Raw genomic sequence first — 19,350 nt, 5'->3', positions numbered from 1 at the left:
GCGGGGCGCTTCGGCGCGCCATCGGCGGTGCGTCAGGATGGGAGGCATGACCAACCGGCTCGCGCACTCCACATCCCCGTACCTGCTGCAGCACGCCGAGAACCCGGTGGAGTGGTGGGAGTGGGGCGACGAGGCCTTCGCGGAGGCGCGGCGGCGGGGGGTGCCGGTGTTCCTCAGCGTCGGGTACTCGAGCTGCCACTGGTGCCATGTGCTGGCGCACGAGAGCTTCGAGGACGAGGCGGTGGCCGCGTTCATGAACGAGCACTTCGTCTCGGTGAAGGTGGACCGGGAGGAGCGGCCAGACGTCGACGCCGTCTACATGACGGCGCTGCAGGCGGCGACCGGCCAGGGCGGGTGGCCGATGTCGGTGTTCCTGACGCCCGATCAGCGGCCGTTCTACTTCGGGACCTACTACCCGCCGAAGCCCCGGCACGGCATGCCGTCCTTCACCCAGGTGCTGCAGGGCGTCGCCGAGGCGTGGCGGACCCGGCGGGACGAGGTCGGCGAGGCCGCCCAGCAGATCACCGGCCGGCTCGCGGAGGCCTCCGGCTTCGGGGAGGCGGCCGGCGACGGCCCGCCCGGGGCGGCCGACCTGCACACCGCGCTGCTCGGCCTGGCCCGCGAGTACGACGCCGGCAACGGCGGCTTCGGCGGGGCGCCCAAGTTCCCGCCGTCCATGGTGCTGGAGTTCCTGCTCCGGCACCGCGCCCGCACCGGCAGCGACGCCGCGCTGGAGATGGCGGAGCACACCTGCGCGGCGATGGCCCGCGGCGGCCTCCACGACCAGCTCGGCGGCGGCTTCGCGCGCTACGCGGTGGACGCCACCTGGACGGTGCCGCACTTCGAGAAGATGCTCTACGACAACGCGCTGCTGCTGCGCGTCTACACCCATCTGTGGCGGCTCACCGGGGACCCGGAGGCGCGGCGCGTCGCGCTGGGCGCGGCGAGGTTCCTGATGGACGAACTGCGCACCGCGGACGGCGGGTTCGCCTCCGCGCTGGACGCGGACAGCGAGGGCGGCGAGGGCGCGTTCTACGTCTGGACGCCGGAGCAGCTCGCCGAGGTGCTGGGCGCGGAGGACGGCGCCCGGGCGGCCGCCCTCTTCGGGGTGACCGAGGAGGGCACGTTCGAGCACGGGGCGTCGGTCCTGCGCTGGCTGGGCGACGGCGACGCGGACACCGCGTTCCTGGAGTCGGTGCGGGGCCGGCTGCTGACGGCCCGTGAGGCGCGGCCGCGTCCCGGGCGGGACGACAAGGTGGTGGCCGCCTGGAACGGGCTGGCGATCGCCGCGCTCGCCGAGGCGGGCGCGCTCTTCGGGCGCCCGGAGCTGGTGGACGCGGCGGTGGCGGCCGCCGACCTGCTGGTGGGCGTCCACCTCGACGAGCGCGGCCGGCTGCGGCGGACGTCCAGGGACGGCGCGGTCGGTGCCTCGCCGGGTGTGCTGGAGGACTACGGGGACGTCGCCGAGGGCCTGCTGACGCTGTACGGGGTGACGGGCGAGGCGGCGTGGCTCTCGCTGGCCGGGGCGCTGCTGGGCGTGGTGCTGGAGGAGTTCGCGGACGGGGAGGGCGGCTTCCACGACACCGCGGCCAGCGCGGAGCGGCTGATCGTGCGGCCGCAGGACCCGACCGACAACGCCGCGCCGTCCGGGTGGACGGCGGCGGCCGGGGCGCTGCTGACCTACGCGGCGTACACCGGGTCCTCGCCCCATCGGGAGGCGGCGGAGCGGGCGTTGGGCGTCGTCTCGCTGCTGGCGGCGCGGGCGCCGCGGTTCGCCGGGTGGGGGCTGGCGGTGGCGGAGGCCGCGCTGGACGGGCCGCGGGAGGTCGCGGTGGTGGGCGCGGTGGGCGGCCCGCTGCACGCGGTGGCGCTGGCGGGGGCGGCGCCGGGGCTGGTGGTCGCGGTGGGGGAGGGCGACGCGGAGGGCGTGCCGCTGCTGGCGGGCCGCACCCGGGTGGGCGGCGCCGAAACGGCGTACGTCTGCCGGGGGTTCGTCTGCGAGGCGCCGACGGCGGACGCCGAGGCGCTCGCCGCCTCCGTGGGACCGAGTCTCGGGTAGCGGCGCCGTCCCGCGCGCGGCCGGGTTCAGTGCAGCAGTTCGGCGAGGCCCCGCATGGAGGTGTCGAAGAGGGTGGCGAGGTCGTCGGTGGCGCCGGAGTCGACCCAGTCGAGGACGACCTCGGTCATCGCGCCGATCAGCGCGCCCGTCGCGGCGCGCACCGCGAGGTCGTCCGCGGTGCGGCCGGTGCGCTCGGCGAGCCAGTCGCGGAGCATGTCCCGGGTCTCGTCGCTCGCCTCGTACATCATGACCCGCAGCGCCGGCACTTCCTTGACCAGTCGGACGCGCAGCAGCAGCGCGGCGCGGTCCTCCTCGACGATCTGCCGCAGCGGCGCGAGCACCGCGTGCCGGAGCGAGTCCAGCAGCGGCTCGTCGGCCGGCCGGGCGCGCAGCTCCGCGGCGATGATCGGGTCGTAGTCGTCCGAGAGGACGAGCTGCTCCTTGGTGGCGAAGTAGCGGAAGAAGGTGCTCGGCGAGACCTCCGCCGCGGCGGCGATCTGCTCCGTGGTGGTGGCCTCCCAGCCCTGCTCCTCGAAGAGCCGGAAGGCCGCCGACCGGATGGCCTCGCGGGTGCGGCGCTTCTTCCGCTCCCGCAGGCCCTCCTCAGGAAGCGCCGACGTCCGACGGCTGCTGCTGCTCACGCTGCTCATGGTCGCCATTGTGGTCCGGTCGGGGGCTGCGGCCCAAGGCGGACGGCATGAAGACCAGGACCGCGAGCATCGTCGCGGCGGAGACCGCGCCGCAGACCGCCAGCACCGTGGTCATCCCGGAGACGAACGCGGCGTGCCCGGAGGCGATCAGGTCGGGGCGGTGCAGCGCCGCGCCGATCCGGTCCGAGGCCACCACCGAGGCGCGGGCGGTGCGGGCCGCGGCCGGCGTCAGGCCGCGGACGTCGAGCGCGGCGGTGAACCGCGTGGTGAGCAGGCTGCCGAGGAGCGCCACCCCGAGCGCCCCGCCGACCTGACGGAGCGTCTGGAAGACGCTGGAGCCGGCCCCGGCGCGCTGCGGCGGGAGCGCGGCGAGGGCCGCGTCCAGCGAGGGGATCATGGCGAACCCGATGCCGGCGCCGAGCACCGCCAGCCACAGCGCGGTGGGGGCGTAGCCGTCGGAGGCGCTGGTGCGGGCGCCGAGCAGCGCGCCGACGGTCGCGCCGGCGAGGCCGAAGGCGACCACCCAGCGGGCGCCGGTGCGCGGCACGATCCTGTCGCAGAGCAGCCCGGAGACGAGCAGCCCGCCCATCATGGGCAGCAGCCGCACCCCGGTGCCGAAGGCGTCGTTGCCGAGCACCGCCTGGAGGTAGAGCGGCAGCAGGAAGAGGGTGCCGGACATCAGGAAGGAGACGAGCACCCCGGCGACCATGCCCCAGGTGTAGCCGCGGTTGCGGAAGAGGGCGAGCGGCACCATCGGGTGCGTCGAGCGGCGGTCGGTCAGCAGGAAGGCGGCGAGCAGCGCCAGGCCGGCGACGAGCGGGCCGAGGGTGCGGGCGTCGCCCCAGCCGTGCTGCGGGGCCTCGATGATGCCGAAGACGATGCCGACCAGGCCGGCCGCGGCGAGCAGTGCGGCGAACGGCCGCACCCGCGGGGCGTCCGGGTCGCGCGACTCGGGCAGCAGCAGGGCGATGGCGACCAGCGCGACGGCGAGCGTGCACAGGTTGAGGACGAAGATCGAGCCCCACCAGAAGTGGTTGAGCAGCAGGCCGCCCAGCAGCGGCCCGACGGGCAGGCCGAGCGCGAAGCCGACGGTGACGATGCCGACGGCGCGGCTGCGCTCCCGGTCGACGGGGAAGAGCGTGGGCAGCGCGGAGAGCATCAGCGGGAAGACGACGGCCCCGCCGAGGCCCATCGCCGCGCGCGCCGCGATCAGCGGCCCGGGGCTGTGGACGAGCGCGCCGGCGAGCGAGCCGAGCGCGAAGAGCGCCAGGCCGGCGACGAGGGTGCGCTTGCGGCCGAGCCGGTCGCCGAAGAGGCCGGCGGGGAGCATCGCGGCGGCGAAGGCCACCAGGTAGGCGTCGACGATCCACTGCTGCTGGCCGGTGTCGGCGCCCAGGTCGCGGGCGAGCGTGGGCAGGGCGACGTTGAGGATCGTGGCGTCGAAGCCGATGACGAGGCCGCTGAGGCAGAGCGCGAAGAGCGCGCCCCAGCGGGCGGTTGCGGTCGGTGCGGTCGGTGCGGTCGTCTTCATGGGAGCCACCCCCTGGGAGGTCCAGGAATGTGAGAGCTACTGTCAAGTGACAGTAACTCTCATTTTGAAGTGGCTGTCAAAAACCCCTGCAGGATGCACCTGCAGGGGTCGGCCGGCGTCGGTCCGCCGGCGCCGGGCTGTCGGCCTCGCGGCCTCAGATGGCGATGAGCGAGATCCCGACGAAGTGGACGGCGAAGGCCGCCAGCGTGAAGGAGTGGAAGACCTCGTGGAAGCCGAACCAGCGCGGGGACGGGTTCGGCCGCTTGGTGCCGTAGACCACGCCGCCGATCGAGTAGAGCAGCCCGCCCACCATGATCAGTGTCAGCACCGCGATGCCGCCGGTGCGCAGGAAGTCCGGCAGGAAGAAGACCGCCGCCCAGCCCAGCGCCAGGTAGCAGGGGGTGTAGAGCCAGCGCGGCGCCCCGACCCAGAAGACCCGGAAGGCGATCCCGGCCAGCGCCCCGCCCCACACCAGCCACAGCAGCAGCTGCTTCTGGCCGTTGGGCAGCAGCAGGATGGTGAACGGCGTGTAGGTGCCCGCGATGATCAGGAAGATGTTGGCGTGGTCGAGGCGGCGCAGCACCGCCTGGGCCTTCGGCCCCCAGGTGCCGCGGTGGTACAGCGCGCTGACCCCGAAGAGCAGGCCGGCGGTGAGGCTGTAGATGGCGCACGCGATTCTCGCCTGGAGGCTGTCGGCGAGGGCGGTCAGCACCAGCCCGGCGGCGACGGAGGCGGGGAACATCACGGCGTGCAGCCAGCCGCGCAGGCGCGGTTTGGCCTCCGCGGGGGCGGGGGCGGCGGCGCTGGTCGTGGGGGCGCTCATGCGCGAAGGGTAAGGGGTCGAGGTGTCGCCCTCGGGTAAAACCGTCCGGTTGTTCAGAGGGCGGGCGGGGGTCGGACGGGTGTCAGGGGGCGGAGCCGAGGGCGGCGAGGGCCTCGCTGTGCGCGTCCATCCGCCGGCAGGCGAGCATTGCCGTCCGGGTGTCCTGGCGGGAGGCGGCCGAGACCAGCGCGCGGCCGGCGAGGGCGTGCGCCTGCTCGTGGAGCGAGAGCAGCGAGCGGATCTCGGCGGGCGCGTCGGCGTCCGCGGCCGGCACGCGGGTGCCCTGCCAGAAGCGGGTGCGGTGGCCGGACGGGGCGAGCTGGGCGATCCGCTCGGTGAGGGCCGGCTCGGCGGACTCCAGGTCGGCGAGCTGGGCGCGCAGCGGCGCGGCGAGCGCGTCGTCCGCGTCGTCGTGGCGGGCGAGGAGCTCGGCGGTGAGCCGGCGCAGCACGCCGGTGTGCGGGAGGAGCGCGCCGAGGTGGCCGGCGAGCTGCTCGGCGAGCTGGTCCCGCCGGGCGGCGTCGGCGCGCGGAGCGGCGGGGGCGGGCACGGTGTGGACCGATTTGCCGCGGATGGGCTCGTACACGGGGGGACCTCCTCGTGGGGCGCGGGGTTTCCCGGGGAAGGCCTCATCCTACCCTAGACTTAGACCAAGTCTAAGAAAGTTCGCACCCGTCATGTCCCGAAAGTGCGCCGGTACTGGGCCGGGCTGACCCGCAGCGACGCCGACATGTGCTTGCGCAGCGACGCGCCGGTGCCGAAGCCCGCCTCCCGCGCGACCTGCTCGACCGTCAGGCCGTCCCGCCGCTCCAGCAGCTCGCGGGCCCGCTCCAGCCGCTGGCCGGCGAGCCACTCGCCGTAGCTCATCCCGGTCTCGGAGCGGAACCGCCGGGTGAACGTCCGGACGCTCAGGTGCGCGCGCTCGGCCAACTCCCGCAGCCCGGGCGGCTGCTCCAGCCTGGTCAGCACCCAGGCACGGGCCTCCGCCGTCGAGCCGGACCCCGCCGCCTCCGGCACCGGGCGCTCCACGTACTGCGCCTGGCCGCCGTCCCGCCACGGCGGGACCACGCAGCGGCGCGCCACCGAGTTGGCCACCGCGCTGCCGTGGTCGCGGCGCAGCACGTACAGGCACAGGTCCATCCCGGAGGCGACGCCGGCCGAGGTGAGCACGTCGCCGTCGTCGACGAAGAGCACATCGGGGTCGAGCAGCACCTGGGGGAAGAGCCGGGCGAAGAGGTCGGTGTGCATCCAGTGGGTGGTCGCCCGGCGCCCGTCCAGCAGGCCGGCCGCGGCCAGCACGAAGGCGCCCGTGCAGATCGACACCAGCCGGGCGCCCGGACGGATCCGGGACAGCGCGGCCGCCCACTCCGGCGGGGCGGTGCGGTTCTCGAAGAGGTCCTCCAGCTCGTAGGTGGCCGGGACGATCACCGTGTCCGCCTCCTCCAGCAGTTCCGGCCCGTGGTCGGCCACCACGCGGAAGTCCGTGGAGGTGCTCAGCGGGGTGCCGGGCGGGTACGGCGAGCAGGTCGCGACGCGGTACAGCTTCCGCCCGTTGGGGTGACCCGCGTCCGGTTCCAGGCGGGCCGAGTCGAACACCCGGGAGGGGATGCCGAGTTCGAAGGGGATGACGCCGGGGAGCGCCAGGACGGCCACGCGGTGGCGGCTGTCGATCGGGCGGGAGGACTCCGACGGTGCAGGCATGGCCCGATCCTTGCACATCGCGTCCCACGGGCCGCTGTCATGGACGGAACCCGTGCCCGAGACTCGTCGCATGAGCAACGAAACCGCAGTTCGGCCTGACGCCGAACCCGGCACCCAGCCCCCTCGGCAGCGCCGCGGCCTCCACCCCGCGTGGACGGTCGCGGCCACCGCTCTCGTCGTCCTGCTCGGCGCGGCCGGCATCCGCTCGGCGCCCGGCCTGCTCATCGACCCCCTGCACAGCGAGTTCGGCTGGTCGCGGGGCACCATCTCCTCCGCGGTCTCCGTCAACCTGCTGCTCTACGGACTCACCTCGCCGTTCGCCGCCGCGCTGATGGAGCGGTTCGGGATGCGGCGGGTCGCGCCCGTCGCGCTGCTGGCGATCGCGGCCGGCAGCGGGCTCACCGTCTTCATGACGCAGAGCTGGCAGCTGGTGCTGCTGTGGGGCGTGCTGGTGGGGCTCGGCGCCGGCTCGCTCTCCATGGCGTTCGTGGCGACCGTCACCGGACGGTGGTTCGCCGGCCGGCAGGGCCTGGTCACCGGGGTGCTGACGGCGTCCAGCGCGGCCGGGAACCTGGTCTTCCTGCCCGTCCTGGGCGCGCTGATCACCCATCACGGCTGGCGGACGGCCGCGACGGTGGTGGCGTGCTGCGCGCTGGCCGTCGCGATACCGGCGGCGGTGCTGCTGCGCGAGCACCCGCGCGACAAGGGCGTGCTGCCCTACGGTGCGACGCAGGAGCCGCCCCCGCCGAAGCGGGCGGTGCGGCCCTCCCATGCGCTGCACGTGCTCCGGACGGCCTCCCGCACCCGGGTGTTCTGGCTGCTGGCCGGGGGCTTCGCGATCTGCGGGGCGTCGACGAGCGGGCTGATCGCCACCGACTTCGTGCCGGCCGCGCAGGACTGCGGGATGCCGATGACCACGGCGGCCGGGCTGCTGTCGGTGATCGGGATCTTCGACCTGGTGGGGACGATCGGCTCGGGGTGGCTCACCGACCGGGTCGACCCGAAGCTGCTGCTGGGCGTCTACTACACGCTGCGCGGCGCGTCGCTCTTCCTGCTGCCGATGCTGCTGGGGCCGACGGTGCACGCCACGACGCTGGTGTTCGTCGTCTTCTACGGGCTGGACTGGGTGGCGACGGTGCCGCCGACCGTCGCGCTGTGCCGGAGGTACTTCGGGGAGGACGCGGCGGTGGTGTTCGGCTGGACGTTCGCGGCGCACCAGGCGGGGGCGGCGGTGGTCGCCGCGGTCGCGGGGGTGGTGCGGGACTCGATGGGGACGTACGCGCCGGCGTTCTACGGGGCGGGCGTGCTCTGCGCGTTCGCGGCGGTGATGTCGGTGATGGTGCGGGGCCGGACGGTGGCTGCTGCTTGAGCCGGTGCCCGGTTGCCGCCCCTTCGCCCCGGCACCCCACCCGGGGTGGGGTGCCGGGGCGGGGGATCAGCCGAGGATCTTGTCGATGGCGGCGAGCTCCTCCGGCGTGAGCGCCGGCCCGCGCAGCGCGCCGACGTTCTGGTCGAGCTGCGCCGTCGAGGACGCGCCGATCAGCGCCGAGGTGACGCGCTCGTCCCGCAGCACCCACGCCAGCGCCAGCTGCGCCAGCGACTGGCCGCGGCCGCGCGCGATCTCGTTGAGCGCCTGCAGCCGCCCGACCATGGCGTCGTCGATCCGCGTCGGGTCCAGGGACTTGCCCTGGGTGGCGCGCGAACCCTCCGGGATGCCGGTCAGGTAGCGGTCGGTCAGCAGCCCCTGCGCCAGCGGCACGAACGGGATGCAGCCCGCGCCCGCCGCCTCCAGGGTGTCCAGCAGGCCGTCGTCCTCGATCCAGCGGTCCAGCATCGAGTAGGACGGCTGGTGGATCAGCAGCGGGACGCCCAGGTCGGCGAGGATCGCCGCCGCCTTGGCGGTCTCCTCCGACTTGTAGGAGGAGATGCCGACATAGCGGGTCTTGCCGGACTTCACCGCGTCGGCCAGCGCCCCCATCGTCTCCTCCAACGGGGTGTTGGGGTCGAAGCGGTGCGAGTAGAAGATGTCGACGTGGTCGAGGCCCATCCGGGTCAGCGACTGGTCGAGGCTCGCCAGCAGGTACTTGCGCGAGCCCCACTCGCCGTACGGGCCGGGCCACATGAGGTAGCCCGCCTTGGTGGAGATGACCAGCTCGTCCCGGTACGGACGCAGGTCCTCGCGGAGCAGCCGGCCGAAGTTGGTCTCCGCCGAGCCGGGCGGCGGGCCGTAGTTGTTGGCCAGGTCGAAGTGGGTGATGCCGAGGTCGAAGGCATGCCGGATGATCTCGCGCTGCGAGGCGAAGGTACGGTCGTCGCCGAAGTTGTGCCACAGGCCCAGCGAGATCTCCGGGAGCTTGAGCCCGGTGCGCCCGCTGCGCCGGTAGGCCATCCGGCCGTCGTAGCGGCCGTCGTATGCGCGATAGAGGTCAGTAGAGGTCACCCGGGCGATTCTGGCACCGTGCCGCCCACTTCAAACAGTCGGAGTAACCTGACCTGTCGTCGGGGGTGGGCAGTTCGGGGGCCGGGGAGACAAGGCGAGGCAAATTCATGGGCATCCGCGATCTGGTTTACGGCGCGTACGAGCGGCGACTGGAGCGCAAACTGGACCGCGGCCAGCTGCCCCGCCACGTCGGCGTCATCCTGGACGGCAACCGGCGCTGGGCCACCGCGGTGGGGGGCAACGCGGCGCACGGGCACCAGCAGGGCGCGGTCAAGATCCGTGAGCTGCTGGGCTGGTGTGACGAAGTCGGAGGCGTGGAGGTGGTCACGCTGTGGCTGCTGTCCACCGACAACATGAGCCGCTCCGAGGAGGAGCTCACCGCCCTCACCGGCATCATCGAGCAGACCGTCCAGGACCTGGCGGCGGCGCGCAAGTGGCGGATCCGGATGGTCGGCGCGGCGGACGTGCTCCCGGAGCGGACGCGGGCCGTGCTGAAGCAGGCCGAGGAGGACACCGCCGGCGTCGACGGGATGTGGGTCAACGCGGCGGTCGGGTACGGCGGTCGGCGGGAGATCGCGGACGCGGTGCGCAGCATGATGCTGGAGCACGCGGACCGCGGGGTGACGCTGGAGGAGCTGGCGGAGGACCTGAAGGTCGAGCACATCGCCGAGCACCTGTACACGCGCGGCCAGCCCGATCCGGACCTGGTGATCCGCACCTCGGGGGAGCAGCGGCTCTCGGGCTTCCTGCTGTGGCAGAGCGCGCACTCGGAGTTCTACTTCTGCGAGGCGTACTGGCCGGCGTTCCGGCGCACGGACTTCCTGCGGGCGCTGCGCAACTACGCCGACCGGCACCGGCGGTTCGGGACGTAGCCGCCCTTCGCCGCCCCACGGGTCGGCCCCCCGCCCGGACGCGGTGCGTCCGGGCGGGGGGCCGACGTCGTTCGTCCTAGCCGCGGGCGTTGGAGGTGGCGGTGGCGCCGGGGGACATCATGCCGCCGGTGTCGGTCGGCGAGGGCCGGGTGCTCGGCAGCCCGCCGTTGCCGTTGCCATTGCCGTTCCCGCCGCCCCCGTTGCCCTGCCCGGACGACGGCGTGCCGCTCGGCGTCGAGGACGGCGTGCTGCTCGGCGTCGAACTCGGGGTGGTGGACGGGGACGCCGAGGTGGACGGCGAGGACGTCGGGCTCGGCTTCTGCGTCGGCACCGGCGCCAGCGTGTCCAGCTGGAAGGCCTGCGCCGGCTGGTCGGCGAGCGCCGCCTGCATGTAGCCCGTCCAGATCTTCGCGGGGAAGCCGCCGCCGTTGATGCGCGGCAGCCCGGCGACGCCGTGCAGCGAGGTCTGGCCGCCCTGCTTGGTCTCGCCGAACATCGCGACGGCCGTGACCATCTGCGGGGTGTAGCCGATGAACCACGCCGACTTGTTGTCGTCCGAGGTGCCGGTCTTGCCCGCCACCTGGCGGCCCAGCGCCGAGGCCACGCTGCCGGTGCCGGTGGGGTCGTCGACGACGCCGCGCAGCACCTGCGTCACCGTGTCGGCGGCCTGCCGGGAGATCACCTGCTTGCCGTCGCCCGCCTTGGGCAGGTCGAGCTTCTCGCCGGCCCGCTGGGCGGAGGTGACCAGCTTCGGGGTGACCAGCTTGCCATGGTTGTCGAGCGTGGAGTAGACGCCGGCCATCTGCACCACCGAGGGGGTGGCGACACCGAGGGAGATCGACGGGTTGGCGTGCATCCCGGCGGTGTCGGAGGGCAGGCCCAGGTCGATCGCGGTCTTCCGGACGCTGTCCAGGCCGGCGTCCACGCCCAGCTGGGCGAAGACGGAGTTGACCGAGTTGTTCATGGCCTGCTGCACGGTGATGTCGCCGTAGGAGCGGTCGTCCTCGTTGGGCGGCGCGTACGGCGTGGCCGAGCCGACGACCGGGCGCCCGCTCCTGCCGGAGTAGATCGTGGAGGGGCTGATCGCCTGCCCGTCCTGCGTCTTGGCCGCCTCGTTGAGGGCGGTCGCCAGCACGATCGGCTTGAAGGTGGAGGCGACCTGGAAGTCCTCGCGGGTCGCGTTGTCCACATAGTGGGTGACGTAGTCCGAGCCGCCGTACAGGGCCTTCACCTCGCCGCTGGACGGGTCCATCGAGGCGGCGCCGAGCTGGGCGTTCTTGTTCTTCGCGTTCCCGGAGGACAGCAGCGAGGTGAACCGGTCCTTGACCGCCTGCTCCAGCTGCTTCTCCCTGGTCGGGTCGATGGTCAGCCGGATCCGCCAGCCGCCGGCGGCCAGCGTTTTCTCGTCCACCTTGCCGGTGGAGGTGAGGTAGCTGGTGGCCGCCTGGATCAGGTACCCCTTCTGCCCGGAGACGCCGGTGGTGTCGGCGGCCGAGGGGGCCCGCAGCTTCGGGAAGGAGACGGCGCCCCGGCGGGACTGGTCGAGCCAGCCCATCATCACCATGTTGTCCAGGGAGTTGTTCCACCGGCCGAGGGCCAGCTGCTTGCCGGCGGCCGTCGCGGTGGCCATGTCGTACTGGCTGGGGGCCTGGACCAGCGCCGCGAGGTAGGCGCCCTGTGCGACGGTGAGCTTGCTCGCGTCGACGCCGAAGTAGGCCTGCGAGGCGGCCTGGATGCCGTAGGCGCCGCGGCCGAAGTAGCTGGTGTTGAGGTACCCGACGAGGATGTCGTTCTTGCTCATGGTGCGGTCCACCTTGAGCGAGATGACGAGTTCCTTGATCTTGCGGCTCGCCGTCTGGTCCTGGTTCAGGTAGTAGTTCTTGACGTACTGCTGGGTGATGGTCGAGCCGCCCTGGGTGCCGCGGCCCAGCGCGGTGCTGGCGACGGCCCGCAGCGTGCTGGTGACGTCGACGCCCTTGTCCTTGTAGAACGTCTTGTTCTCCAGGGCGACGAAGGCGTGCTGGACGTCGACGGGCACCTGGGAGAGCGTCACGTTCTCGCGGTTGACCTCGCCGGTCCGGGCGATCACCGAGCCGTCGGACGCCTCCCAGACGTTGGCCTGCTTGGTCGCGGCGGCGTTGGGCTCCGGGATGGAGACCGACTGGTAGTAGATGAAGCCGGCGGCGGCGGCGCCCAGGATGATCACGAAGAGGCCGCCCACCGTCATCTTCCAGGTGGGGAGGAGCCGTCGTATGCCGGATCTGCGCGGCTTGGGACGCCTGCCGCGCCCAGTGGTGCGGTACCCGGTCACTCCGGACTCCCTTCCCGTGTTTCGCCCGTGTCGACTGTGCCCCATTGGGGCCATGGTGCGCCGAAAGACGCTAACACTTGCATCAAACCCTTATTGTGGACAATAAGGAAATAACAGTCAGTCAGTAGCGATGTGGGAGGTGCAGGATCGGTCACACACCCGGCATGACCGGGGCCTCCGCGGGAATACTGACGCCAGAGATCCGCAAGCAGAGGGCGGGCACCAAGCCGCCCCGCGAGGGGGTACATCCACAGGTGCCAGGTGCAATCTCCGCGTCTTCCAAGGCCCGCAGGGCCCACGACCGGCGCACATATGTTCTCGACACCAGCGTGCTGCTGGCCGACCCCGCGGCACTCATGCGGTTCGACGAACACGAGGTCGTTCTCCCCGTTGTCGTCGTCTCTGAATTGGAGGCCAAGCGACACCATCCTGAACTGGGATATTTCGCCCGTCAGGCACTCCGGCTCCTCGACGATCTGAGGATCCGTCACGGCCGGCTCGACGCCCCGGTGCCCATCGGCGACCTGGGCGGCAGCCTCCGGGTGGAGCTCAACCACTCGGACGCCTCGGTGCTCCCGCCGGCGATGATCCGCAACGGCACGGTCGACAACGACGCCAGGATCCTCGCCGTCGCCCGCAATCTGCAGGCCGAGGGGTACGACGTCACGGTCGTCTCCAAGGACCTGCCGATGCGGGTGAAGGCCTCCTCGGTGGGCCTGCTCGCCGAGGAGTACCGCGCCGAACTGGCCATCACCGCCGGCTGGACCGGTATGGAGGAGCTCGCCGTGGCCGGCGAGACCGTAGACCGGCTCTTCGCCGACGAGACGGCCGCCGTCCCGGAGGCCGCCGAACTGCCGGTGCACACCGGGCTGGTGCTCACCTCCGAACGCGGCAAGGCGCTCGGACGGGTCGCCGGCGACGGCAGCGTCCGGCTGGTCCGCGGCGACCGCACGGCCTTCGGGCTGCACGGCCACAGCGCCGAGCAGCGCGTCGCGCTCGACCTGCTGCTCGATCCGGACGTGGGCATCGTCTCGCTCGGCGGGCGCGCGGGCACGGGCAAGTCGGCGCTGGCGCTCTGCGCCGGGCTGGAGGCCGTCATGGAGAAGCGGCGGCACCGCAAGGTCATGGTCTTCCGTCCGCTGTACGCGGTCGGCGGCCAGGACCTGGGCTATCTGCCCGGCAGCGAGTCGGAGAAGATGACGCCCTGGGCGCAGGCCGTCTTCGACACCCTCGGCGCCGTCGCCAGCGGCGACGTCATCGAGGAGGTCATCGACCGCGGGATGCTGGAGGTCCTGCCGCTCACCCACATCCGCGGGCGCTCGCTGCACGACGCCTTCGTCATCGTCGACGAGGCGCAGTCGCTGGAGCGCAACGTCCTGCTGACCGTGCTCTCCCGGATCGGGACCAACTCCAAGGTGGTGCTCACCCACGACGTGGCGCAGCGTGACAATCTCCGCGTCGGCCGCTACGACGGCGTGGTCGCGGTCGTGGAGAAGCTGAAGGGCCACCCGCTCTTCGCCCATGTCACCCTGACGCGCTCGGAGCGCTCGCCGATCGCGGCGCTCGTCACGGAGATGCTGGAGGGCCTGGTGCCCTGACGGGGTCACCCGAACGGGGGTTGATCGAACATCAGTGGCCCGGCCCTCACCTGGGGTCGGGCCACTTCCATGCCCGATCAGGTGATCGTTCGGAGGATCCCCACAACTTCGGGGTAAGGGCCCTGTGAGGTTTCCCACCTTCCCGGAAATTGCCCTGAGAGCGCGTCCGAGGGCTATGGTCTGTTGTCTGTCAGGCCCCGCGCTTGCTCTCGTGTGCCACAAGCGGCATACGGACCCGAAGCACCACCAGCACCACAGCACCTCAGAACTGAACACGGGTCAGGGAGCCAAGCGCCGCCGGAGGCCCGCCCCTAGGGGAAACCCTGGGGACGACCGCCGGCCAGTGCGGACCTCACCCCCGGCTGCAGTACCGCGTGACCGGTAGCCGGAGAGGAGCCCGCCAGTGCCCGGGGCGCGATCGCCCGGACGTCACGAGCCGGAGCAGCTGGAAGGAAACAGCGTGAGTCCGATCTCGGTCCGGGGTGTTGCCGTGGCGTCTGCCACCGCGGTGACCGCCGTGGGTGCCGTCGTGGGTATGAGCACGGGCGCCAACGGCTCCTCGACTCAAGCGGTCCACACGGCCGAGGCCGCAGATTCCACTCTCCTGGCGAACGTCCCCACCGGCGGCGCCCAGGCTCAGACCATCAGCGCCAACATCGCCAAGCAGGCGGACGCGCAGCAGGTCGCCGCCGACACCGCGGCCAAGAAGAAGGCCGAGGAGGCCCGCCGCAAGGCCGCCGCCGAGGCCAAGGCGAAGGCCGAGGCGAAGGCGAAGGCGGAGGCCGAAGCAAAGGCCAAGGCCGCCGCCGCCAAGAAGGCGAAGGCCGCCGCCCAGGCGCAGTCCGCCGTGGTGTCCGCCGCGCCGGGCTCGGTCAAGGCCCTGGCGCAGTCGATCATCGGCGACTCCTCGCAGTTCCAGTGCTTCAGCAACATCGTCACGCGCGAGAGCGGCTGGAACTACCAGGCGACCAACGCCGGCAGCGGTGCCTACGGCCTCGTCCAGGCGCTGCCCGGCAGCAAGATGGCGAGCGCGGGCGCCGACTGGCGGACGAACCCGGCCACGCAGATAAAGTGGGGCCTCAACTACATGAACTCGCGCTACGGCAGCCCGTGCGGCGCGTGGTCCTTCTGGCAGGCCCACAGCTGGTACTGATGCCGAAGGAGCGTCAGGGAGGCGGCGGAACGCGCCGCCCCTGACACCGCCTCCGGAATCCCCCTGACTCGCAACGCGGGTTGGGGGGATTTGTCCGTCTGCGGCCCCAACGCGGCTAGTAACCTGTGCGGCGTGTCTGGACGAGGAACCGGCTGGCTCGACGCGCTGCGGGCGCGCGTGGCCACGGCGCTGGAGAAGCAGCAGGCGGGGGAGCCGAACGAGGAGGCCGCCGGGTATCCTCCGCTGCCCGACCGCGGTCCCGACGACGGGCCGCGGGGTGCGGGCGGCCGCGACGGGGCGGGCGATGCCGTCGATGTGACGAGCCGTCAATCCGCTCATCGGGCCGACGGTCCGGCGTCCGGGCCGCCGTACGGCGGCGATGCCGGCCGGTCCGGCGGCGACGCGGGGCCGCCCCCGGCCTACCCGCCGCGGCCGAGCGGGCCGGCGCCGGTGCCCTCCGCGGCGTCCGCGGTGCCGTGGGGCCTGCGCGTCACCGCCGAGGTGGCCTGGCGGCTGGTGGTCGTCGCCGCCGCGGTCTACGTGGTGCTCATCGTCATCGGCTCGCTCAAGCTGGTGGTGCTCGCCTTCGCCGCCTCGCTGCTGATGGCGGCGCTGCTGCAGCCGACCGTCGCCTGGCTGCGCCGGCACGGCATGCCGCGGGCGCTCGCCGCGGCGCTCACCTTCATCGCCGGCCTCGCCGCGCTCGGGCTGATCGGCTGGTTCGTCTACTGGCAGGTCAGCGAGAACATCGACGAGCTGACCGGCAAGATGCAGGACGCCCTCGGCCAGATGCGGACCTGGGCCAGCCACGGCCCGCTGCACCTGAGCGACAAGCAGATCACCGACATCACCAAGTCGCTGTCGAACGCGCTCGGCACCAACACCGAGAAGCTGACCAGCGCGGGCGTCACCGGCGTCACGGTCATCATCGAGGTGCTCTCCGGCGTCGCGCTGGCCGCGTTCTCCACCTTTTTCCTGATCTACGACGGCGAGCGGATCTGGAACTGGCTGCTGAAGCTGTTCCCGCCGATAGCGCGCGGGCCGGTGGCCGGCGCGGGGCCGCGCGCGTGGTCGACGCTGACCAACTACATCCGCGGCACGGTGGTCATCGCGTTCATCGACGCGGTGAGCATCGGGATAGGGATCGCCCTGCTGGGGGTACCCCTGGCCATCCCGCTCACCGTGGTGGTCTTCCTGGGCGCTTTCGTCCCGCTGATCGGCGCGCTGGTCTCGGGGGCGCTGGCGGTGGCGGTCGGCCTGGTCACGCACGGCGTGGTGACGGCGCTGCTGGTCCTCGCGGTGCTGATCGCCGTCCAGCAGATCGAGGGGCACCTGCTCCAACCGCTCATCCTGGGCCGGGCGGTGAAGGTCCATCCGCTGGCCGTGGTGATGGCGGTGGCCTCCGGCTCGCTGCTCGCCGGGATCGGCGGGGCGGTGGTGGCGGTGCCGCTGGTCGCGGTCCTCAACACGGTGGTCTCGTACCTGATGCGCTACCGCAAGCTGAAGGTCGCGGCGGCGTCCGGCGGCGGGGCGACGACCGGGGCCGAGGCGGAACGGGTGGCGGGGCCGACGCTGGAGCAGGCGGAGCGCGAGGCGGAGGAGGACGAGCCGCAGTAGGCCTGCGGCCGTTCCGCGCTCGGCCCGCGCTCGGCCCGTGGTAGTCAACGGTTCCGTCACGATGGCGTCCGCGATCGGAGACGATCGACGCATACCGCCCACCCGGACCCCTCCACCCCGTACGATCGGTGCCCATGGGTGGAAATGATCAGTGGGGATACGGGGGCGCCGGCGGATATGGCCAGCCCCCGCAGCAGCAGACACCCGGTGGATGGGGCGCGCCCCCGCCGAGCGGGCCGGCGCGTCCGGGCCTCGGCGGCGGCAAGGTCGCGCTGATCTGCCTGGCGGCGGTGATGGTGGTCGGCGGCACGGCCGGCACGGCGCTCGCGCTGGGCGGCGCGGGCAAGGCGCTCAACAACACCAACGCCAAGATCCACGAGGCTGCCAAGCACCCCAAGCCGAAGCCGACCGCAACCCTCCCGGACGCCAGCCCGTCCCCGACCCCGACGCCTTCGCCGAGCTCGTCGGCGAAGTCGCTGGGGACGAACACCTACGCCAAGCGCGGGCCGATCACGCCGAAGATCTACTCGAGCGTGTACCAGTTCGGCGGGCCGAAGATCATCCGTACGTCCACCCGCCAGAGCGCGAAGTGCCTGGACTACGTGCAGACGAAGGCGCCGAGCCGGCCGGACTTCACCGCGCAGGACTGCGAGAAGGCCACCCAGGCCACGTATGTCAGCGAGAAGAAGGACGCCTACATGTCGGTGACCGTCTTCCAGTTCAAGGACCCCGAGCACCGCAAGGCGCTCGAGGACGCCATCGACCTGCAGAAGGACGGCTCGCCGAACATCTACTTCCGGCCGCCGGCGGGCTACGACTTCTCCAAGGTCAACAGCAAGACCACGCTCTACACGGTCTTCAAGAGCGACAGCGAGTGCCTGGTGATCGGTCAGGCCATCTTCGCCGACGGCCGCAACGCCTCCTCGAAGGACGACAGCGACACGCTGCAGAGCTGGGCCAACCTCAGTGGTTCCGACGCGGCGATGAACCTGGCGACGGTCTACCAGAAGATGTCGAACAAGACGCCCTCGTCCTCCTGATCCACCCCCGCCCCCTGGCCCCGGGCGACCGGGGTCAGGGGTGCGTCATGCCCAGGACGTCGAGGGCCGCGTCGAGTTGGGCCTCGGTGAGGTCGCCGCGGGCGATGTAGCCGCGTTCGAGGACGACCTGGCGGATGGTCTTGCGCTCGGCGAGGGCCTGCTTGGCGACCTTGGCCGCCTCCTCGTAGCCGATGTAGCGGTTGAGGGGGGTGACCACGGACGGGGAGGACTCGGCGTACTCGCGGGCGCGCTCCGCGTTCGCGGTGATGCCGTCCACCGTGGTGTCGGCGAGCAGGCGGGAGATGTTGGCGAGCAGCCGGATCGACTCGAGGGTGTTGCGGGCCAGCACCGGGAGCATCACGTTGAGCTCGAAGTTGCCCTGCGCGCCCGCGAACGCCACCGTCGCGTCGTTCCCGACGACCTGCGCGGCGACCATCACCGCCGCCTCGGGGACCACCGGGTTCACCTTGCCCGGCATGATCGACGACCCCGGCTGGAGGTCCGGCAGCGCGATCTCCGCGAGCCCGGTCCGCGGGCCGGAGCCCATCCAGCGGATGTCGTTGGCGATCTTCACCAGCCCGACCGCGATCGTCCGCAGCTGGCCGCTCGTCTCCACCAGCCCGTCCCGCGCGCCCTGCGCCTCGAAGTGGTTGCGCGCCTCGGTCAGCGGCAGCCCCGTCGCCCGCACCACCTCGTCGATCACCGCCGCCGCGAACCCGGGCGGGGTGTTGATGCCGGTGCCGACCGCCGTGCCGCCGAGCGGCAGCTCGGCGAGCCGGGGGAGCGCCGCCCGCACCCGCTCCACGCCGTAGCGGATCTGCGCCGCGTAGCCGCCGAACTCCTGACCGAGCGTCACCGGCGTGGCGTCCATCAGATGGGTCCGCCCCGACTTCACCACGTCGGCGAACTCCTCCGCCTTCCGCTCCAGCGCCTCCGCCAGATGCTCCAGCGCCGGGATCAGATCGCCCAGCACCGCGCCCGTCGCCGCGATGTGGATCGACGAGGGGAAGACGTCGTTGGACGACTGGCTCGCGTTGACGTGGTCGTTGGGGTGGACGGCCCGCCCCAGCCGCTCCGTCGCCAGCGTGGCGATCACCTCGTTGGCGTTCATGTTCGACGACGTCCCCGAGCCGGTCTGGAAGACGTCCACCGGGAACTCGCCGTCCCAGCGCCCCTCCGCGACCTCCTCCGCCGCCGAGGCGATCGCCGCGGCCATGTCCTTCTCCACGACACCCAGCTCCGCGTTGACCACCGCGGCCGCCGCCTTGATCCGGGCCAGCGCCGCGATGTGCGACCGCTCCAGCCGCGCCCCGGACACCGGGAAGTTCTCCACGGCCCGCTGGGTCTGCGCCCGCCACTTGGCATCCTTCGGAACACGGACCTCGCCCATGGAGTCGTGCTCGATCCGGTACTCGTCAGACATGGGGGGACCCTTTCCGTTTGGCTGCCGCTCGGTGCTGCCGTACCCACGTCAACATGCCACGGCCGGGCGCGCTTCCCCGGACCGGCACACTGGGTGGGGGCGACGAGATGCGGGACGCGTACTGAGCGGGCG

At 72.5% G+C, this 19,350-nt stretch carries 15 protein-coding genes; 7 read left to right on the top strand and 8 right to left on the bottom strand.

Annotated features, from left to right (window positions below):
* Positions 1-46: 46 nt before the first annotated feature.
* Positions 47-2,059 (top strand): thioredoxin domain-containing protein, encoded by a 2,013-nt coding sequence (locus BIV57_RS03600; RefSeq protein WP_071655151.1) that lies wholly within the window; start codon positions 47-49, stop codon positions 2,057-2,059.
* A 26-nt stretch (positions 2,060-2,085) separates the two neighbouring features.
* On the opposite strand, the gene BIV57_RS03595 is transcribed toward BIV57_RS03600, so the two are convergent.
* The 5 genes from BIV57_RS03595 to BIV57_RS03575 form a co-directional block, all read right to left on the bottom strand.
* Positions 2,086-2,709: an acyl-CoA-like ligand-binding transcription factor gene (locus BIV57_RS03595; RefSeq protein WP_245797408.1), complete on the bottom strand. Its 624-nt coding sequence runs from the start codon at positions 2,707-2,709 to the stop codon at positions 2,086-2,088.
* Positions 2,663-4,240, bottom strand: coding sequence for an MFS transporter (locus BIV57_RS03590; RefSeq protein WP_071655150.1), 1,578 nt, complete (start codon positions 4,238-4,240; stop codon positions 2,663-2,665). Before BIV57_RS03590 ends, BIV57_RS03595 begins: the two co-directional genes overlap by 47 nt.
* Before the next feature lie 154 nt (positions 4,241-4,394).
* Positions 4,395-5,063, bottom strand: coding sequence for a PAQR family membrane homeostasis protein TrhA (gene trhA, locus BIV57_RS03585; protein WP_071655149.1), 669 nt, complete (start codon positions 5,061-5,063; stop codon positions 4,395-4,397).
* Positions 5,064-5,145: 82 nt separating this feature from the next.
* Complete coding sequence (locus tag BIV57_RS03580) at positions 5,146-5,649, bottom strand: SCO4983 family protein (protein ID WP_071655148.1); 504 nt, start codon at positions 5,647-5,649, stop codon at positions 5,146-5,148.
* An 89-nt stretch (positions 5,650-5,738) separates the two neighbouring features.
* Positions 5,739-6,764 carry a GlxA family transcriptional regulator gene (locus tag BIV57_RS03575; RefSeq protein ID WP_107409428.1) on the bottom strand — a complete coding sequence of 342 codons (1,026 nt, stop codon included), beginning with the start codon at positions 6,762-6,764 and terminating at the stop codon, positions 5,739-5,741.
* A gap of 70 nt (positions 6,765-6,834) precedes the next feature.
* Between BIV57_RS03575 and BIV57_RS03570 the strand changes: the two genes are divergently transcribed.
* The gene (locus tag BIV57_RS03570) at positions 6,835-8,133 is read left to right on the top strand and encodes an MFS transporter (RefSeq protein WP_071655146.1); all 1,299 of its coding nucleotides are present in this window, start codon (positions 6,835-6,837) and stop codon (positions 8,131-8,133) included.
* Positions 8,134-8,199: 66 nt separating this feature from the next.
* Here BIV57_RS03570 and mgrA read toward each other — a convergent pair whose 3' ends face one another.
* On the bottom strand, positions 8,200-9,204 hold the full coding sequence (gene mgrA, locus BIV57_RS03565) for an L-glyceraldehyde 3-phosphate reductase (protein ID WP_079169974.1): 1,005 nt from the start codon (positions 9,202-9,204) through the stop codon (positions 8,200-8,202).
* 107 nt (positions 9,205-9,311) lie between these two features.
* On the opposite strand from mgrA, the gene BIV57_RS03560 reads away from it, so the two are divergent.
* Positions 9,312-10,076, top strand: a complete 765-nt coding sequence (locus BIV57_RS03560; RefSeq protein ID WP_071655144.1) for an isoprenyl transferase — start codon at positions 9,312-9,314, stop codon at positions 10,074-10,076.
* Positions 10,077-10,152: 76 nt separating this feature from the next.
* Here BIV57_RS03560 and BIV57_RS03555 read toward each other — a convergent pair whose 3' ends face one another.
* Positions 10,153-12,387, bottom strand: coding sequence for a transglycosylase domain-containing protein (locus tag BIV57_RS03555; protein ID WP_175548648.1), 2,235 nt, complete (start codon positions 12,385-12,387; stop codon positions 10,153-10,155).
* Between the two features lie 266 nt (positions 12,388-12,653).
* Between BIV57_RS03555 and BIV57_RS03550 the strand changes: the two genes are divergently transcribed.
* From BIV57_RS03550 to BIV57_RS03535, 4 genes are all read left to right on the top strand, one after another.
* Positions 12,654-13,985 (top strand): PhoH family protein, encoded by a 1,332-nt coding sequence (locus BIV57_RS03550; RefSeq protein WP_071655220.1) that lies wholly within the window; start codon positions 12,654-12,656, stop codon positions 13,983-13,985.
* Positions 13,986-14,445: 460 nt separating this feature from the next.
* The gene (locus BIV57_RS03545) at positions 14,446-15,138 is read left to right on the top strand and encodes an aggregation-promoting factor C-terminal-like domain-containing protein (protein ID WP_071655142.1); all 693 of its coding nucleotides are present in this window, start codon (positions 14,446-14,448) and stop codon (positions 15,136-15,138) included.
* Positions 15,139-15,270: 132 nt separating this feature from the next.
* Positions 15,271-16,755 (top strand): AI-2E family transporter, encoded by a 1,485-nt coding sequence (locus tag BIV57_RS03540; RefSeq protein ID WP_245797407.1) that lies wholly within the window; start codon positions 15,271-15,273, stop codon positions 16,753-16,755.
* Between the two features lie 134 nt (positions 16,756-16,889).
* The gene (locus BIV57_RS03535; RefSeq protein ID WP_139275418.1) at positions 16,890-17,795 is read left to right on the top strand and encodes a hypothetical protein; all 906 of its coding nucleotides are present in this window, start codon (positions 16,890-16,892) and stop codon (positions 17,793-17,795) included.
* A 34-nt stretch (positions 17,796-17,829) separates the two neighbouring features.
* On the opposite strand, the gene BIV57_RS03530 is transcribed toward BIV57_RS03535, so the two are convergent.
* Positions 17,830-19,218 (bottom strand): class II fumarate hydratase, encoded by a 1,389-nt coding sequence (locus tag BIV57_RS03530; protein WP_071655140.1) that lies wholly within the window; start codon positions 19,216-19,218, stop codon positions 17,830-17,832.
* Between the last annotated feature and the right edge of the window lie 132 nt (positions 19,219-19,350).

Source organism: Mangrovactinospora gilvigrisea (assembly GCF_001879105.1).
Lineage (GTDB): Bacteria > Actinomycetota > Actinomycetes > Streptomycetales > Streptomycetaceae > Mangrovactinospora > Mangrovactinospora gilvigrisea.
This window is presented reverse-complemented; position numbering and strand designations above follow the sequence as displayed.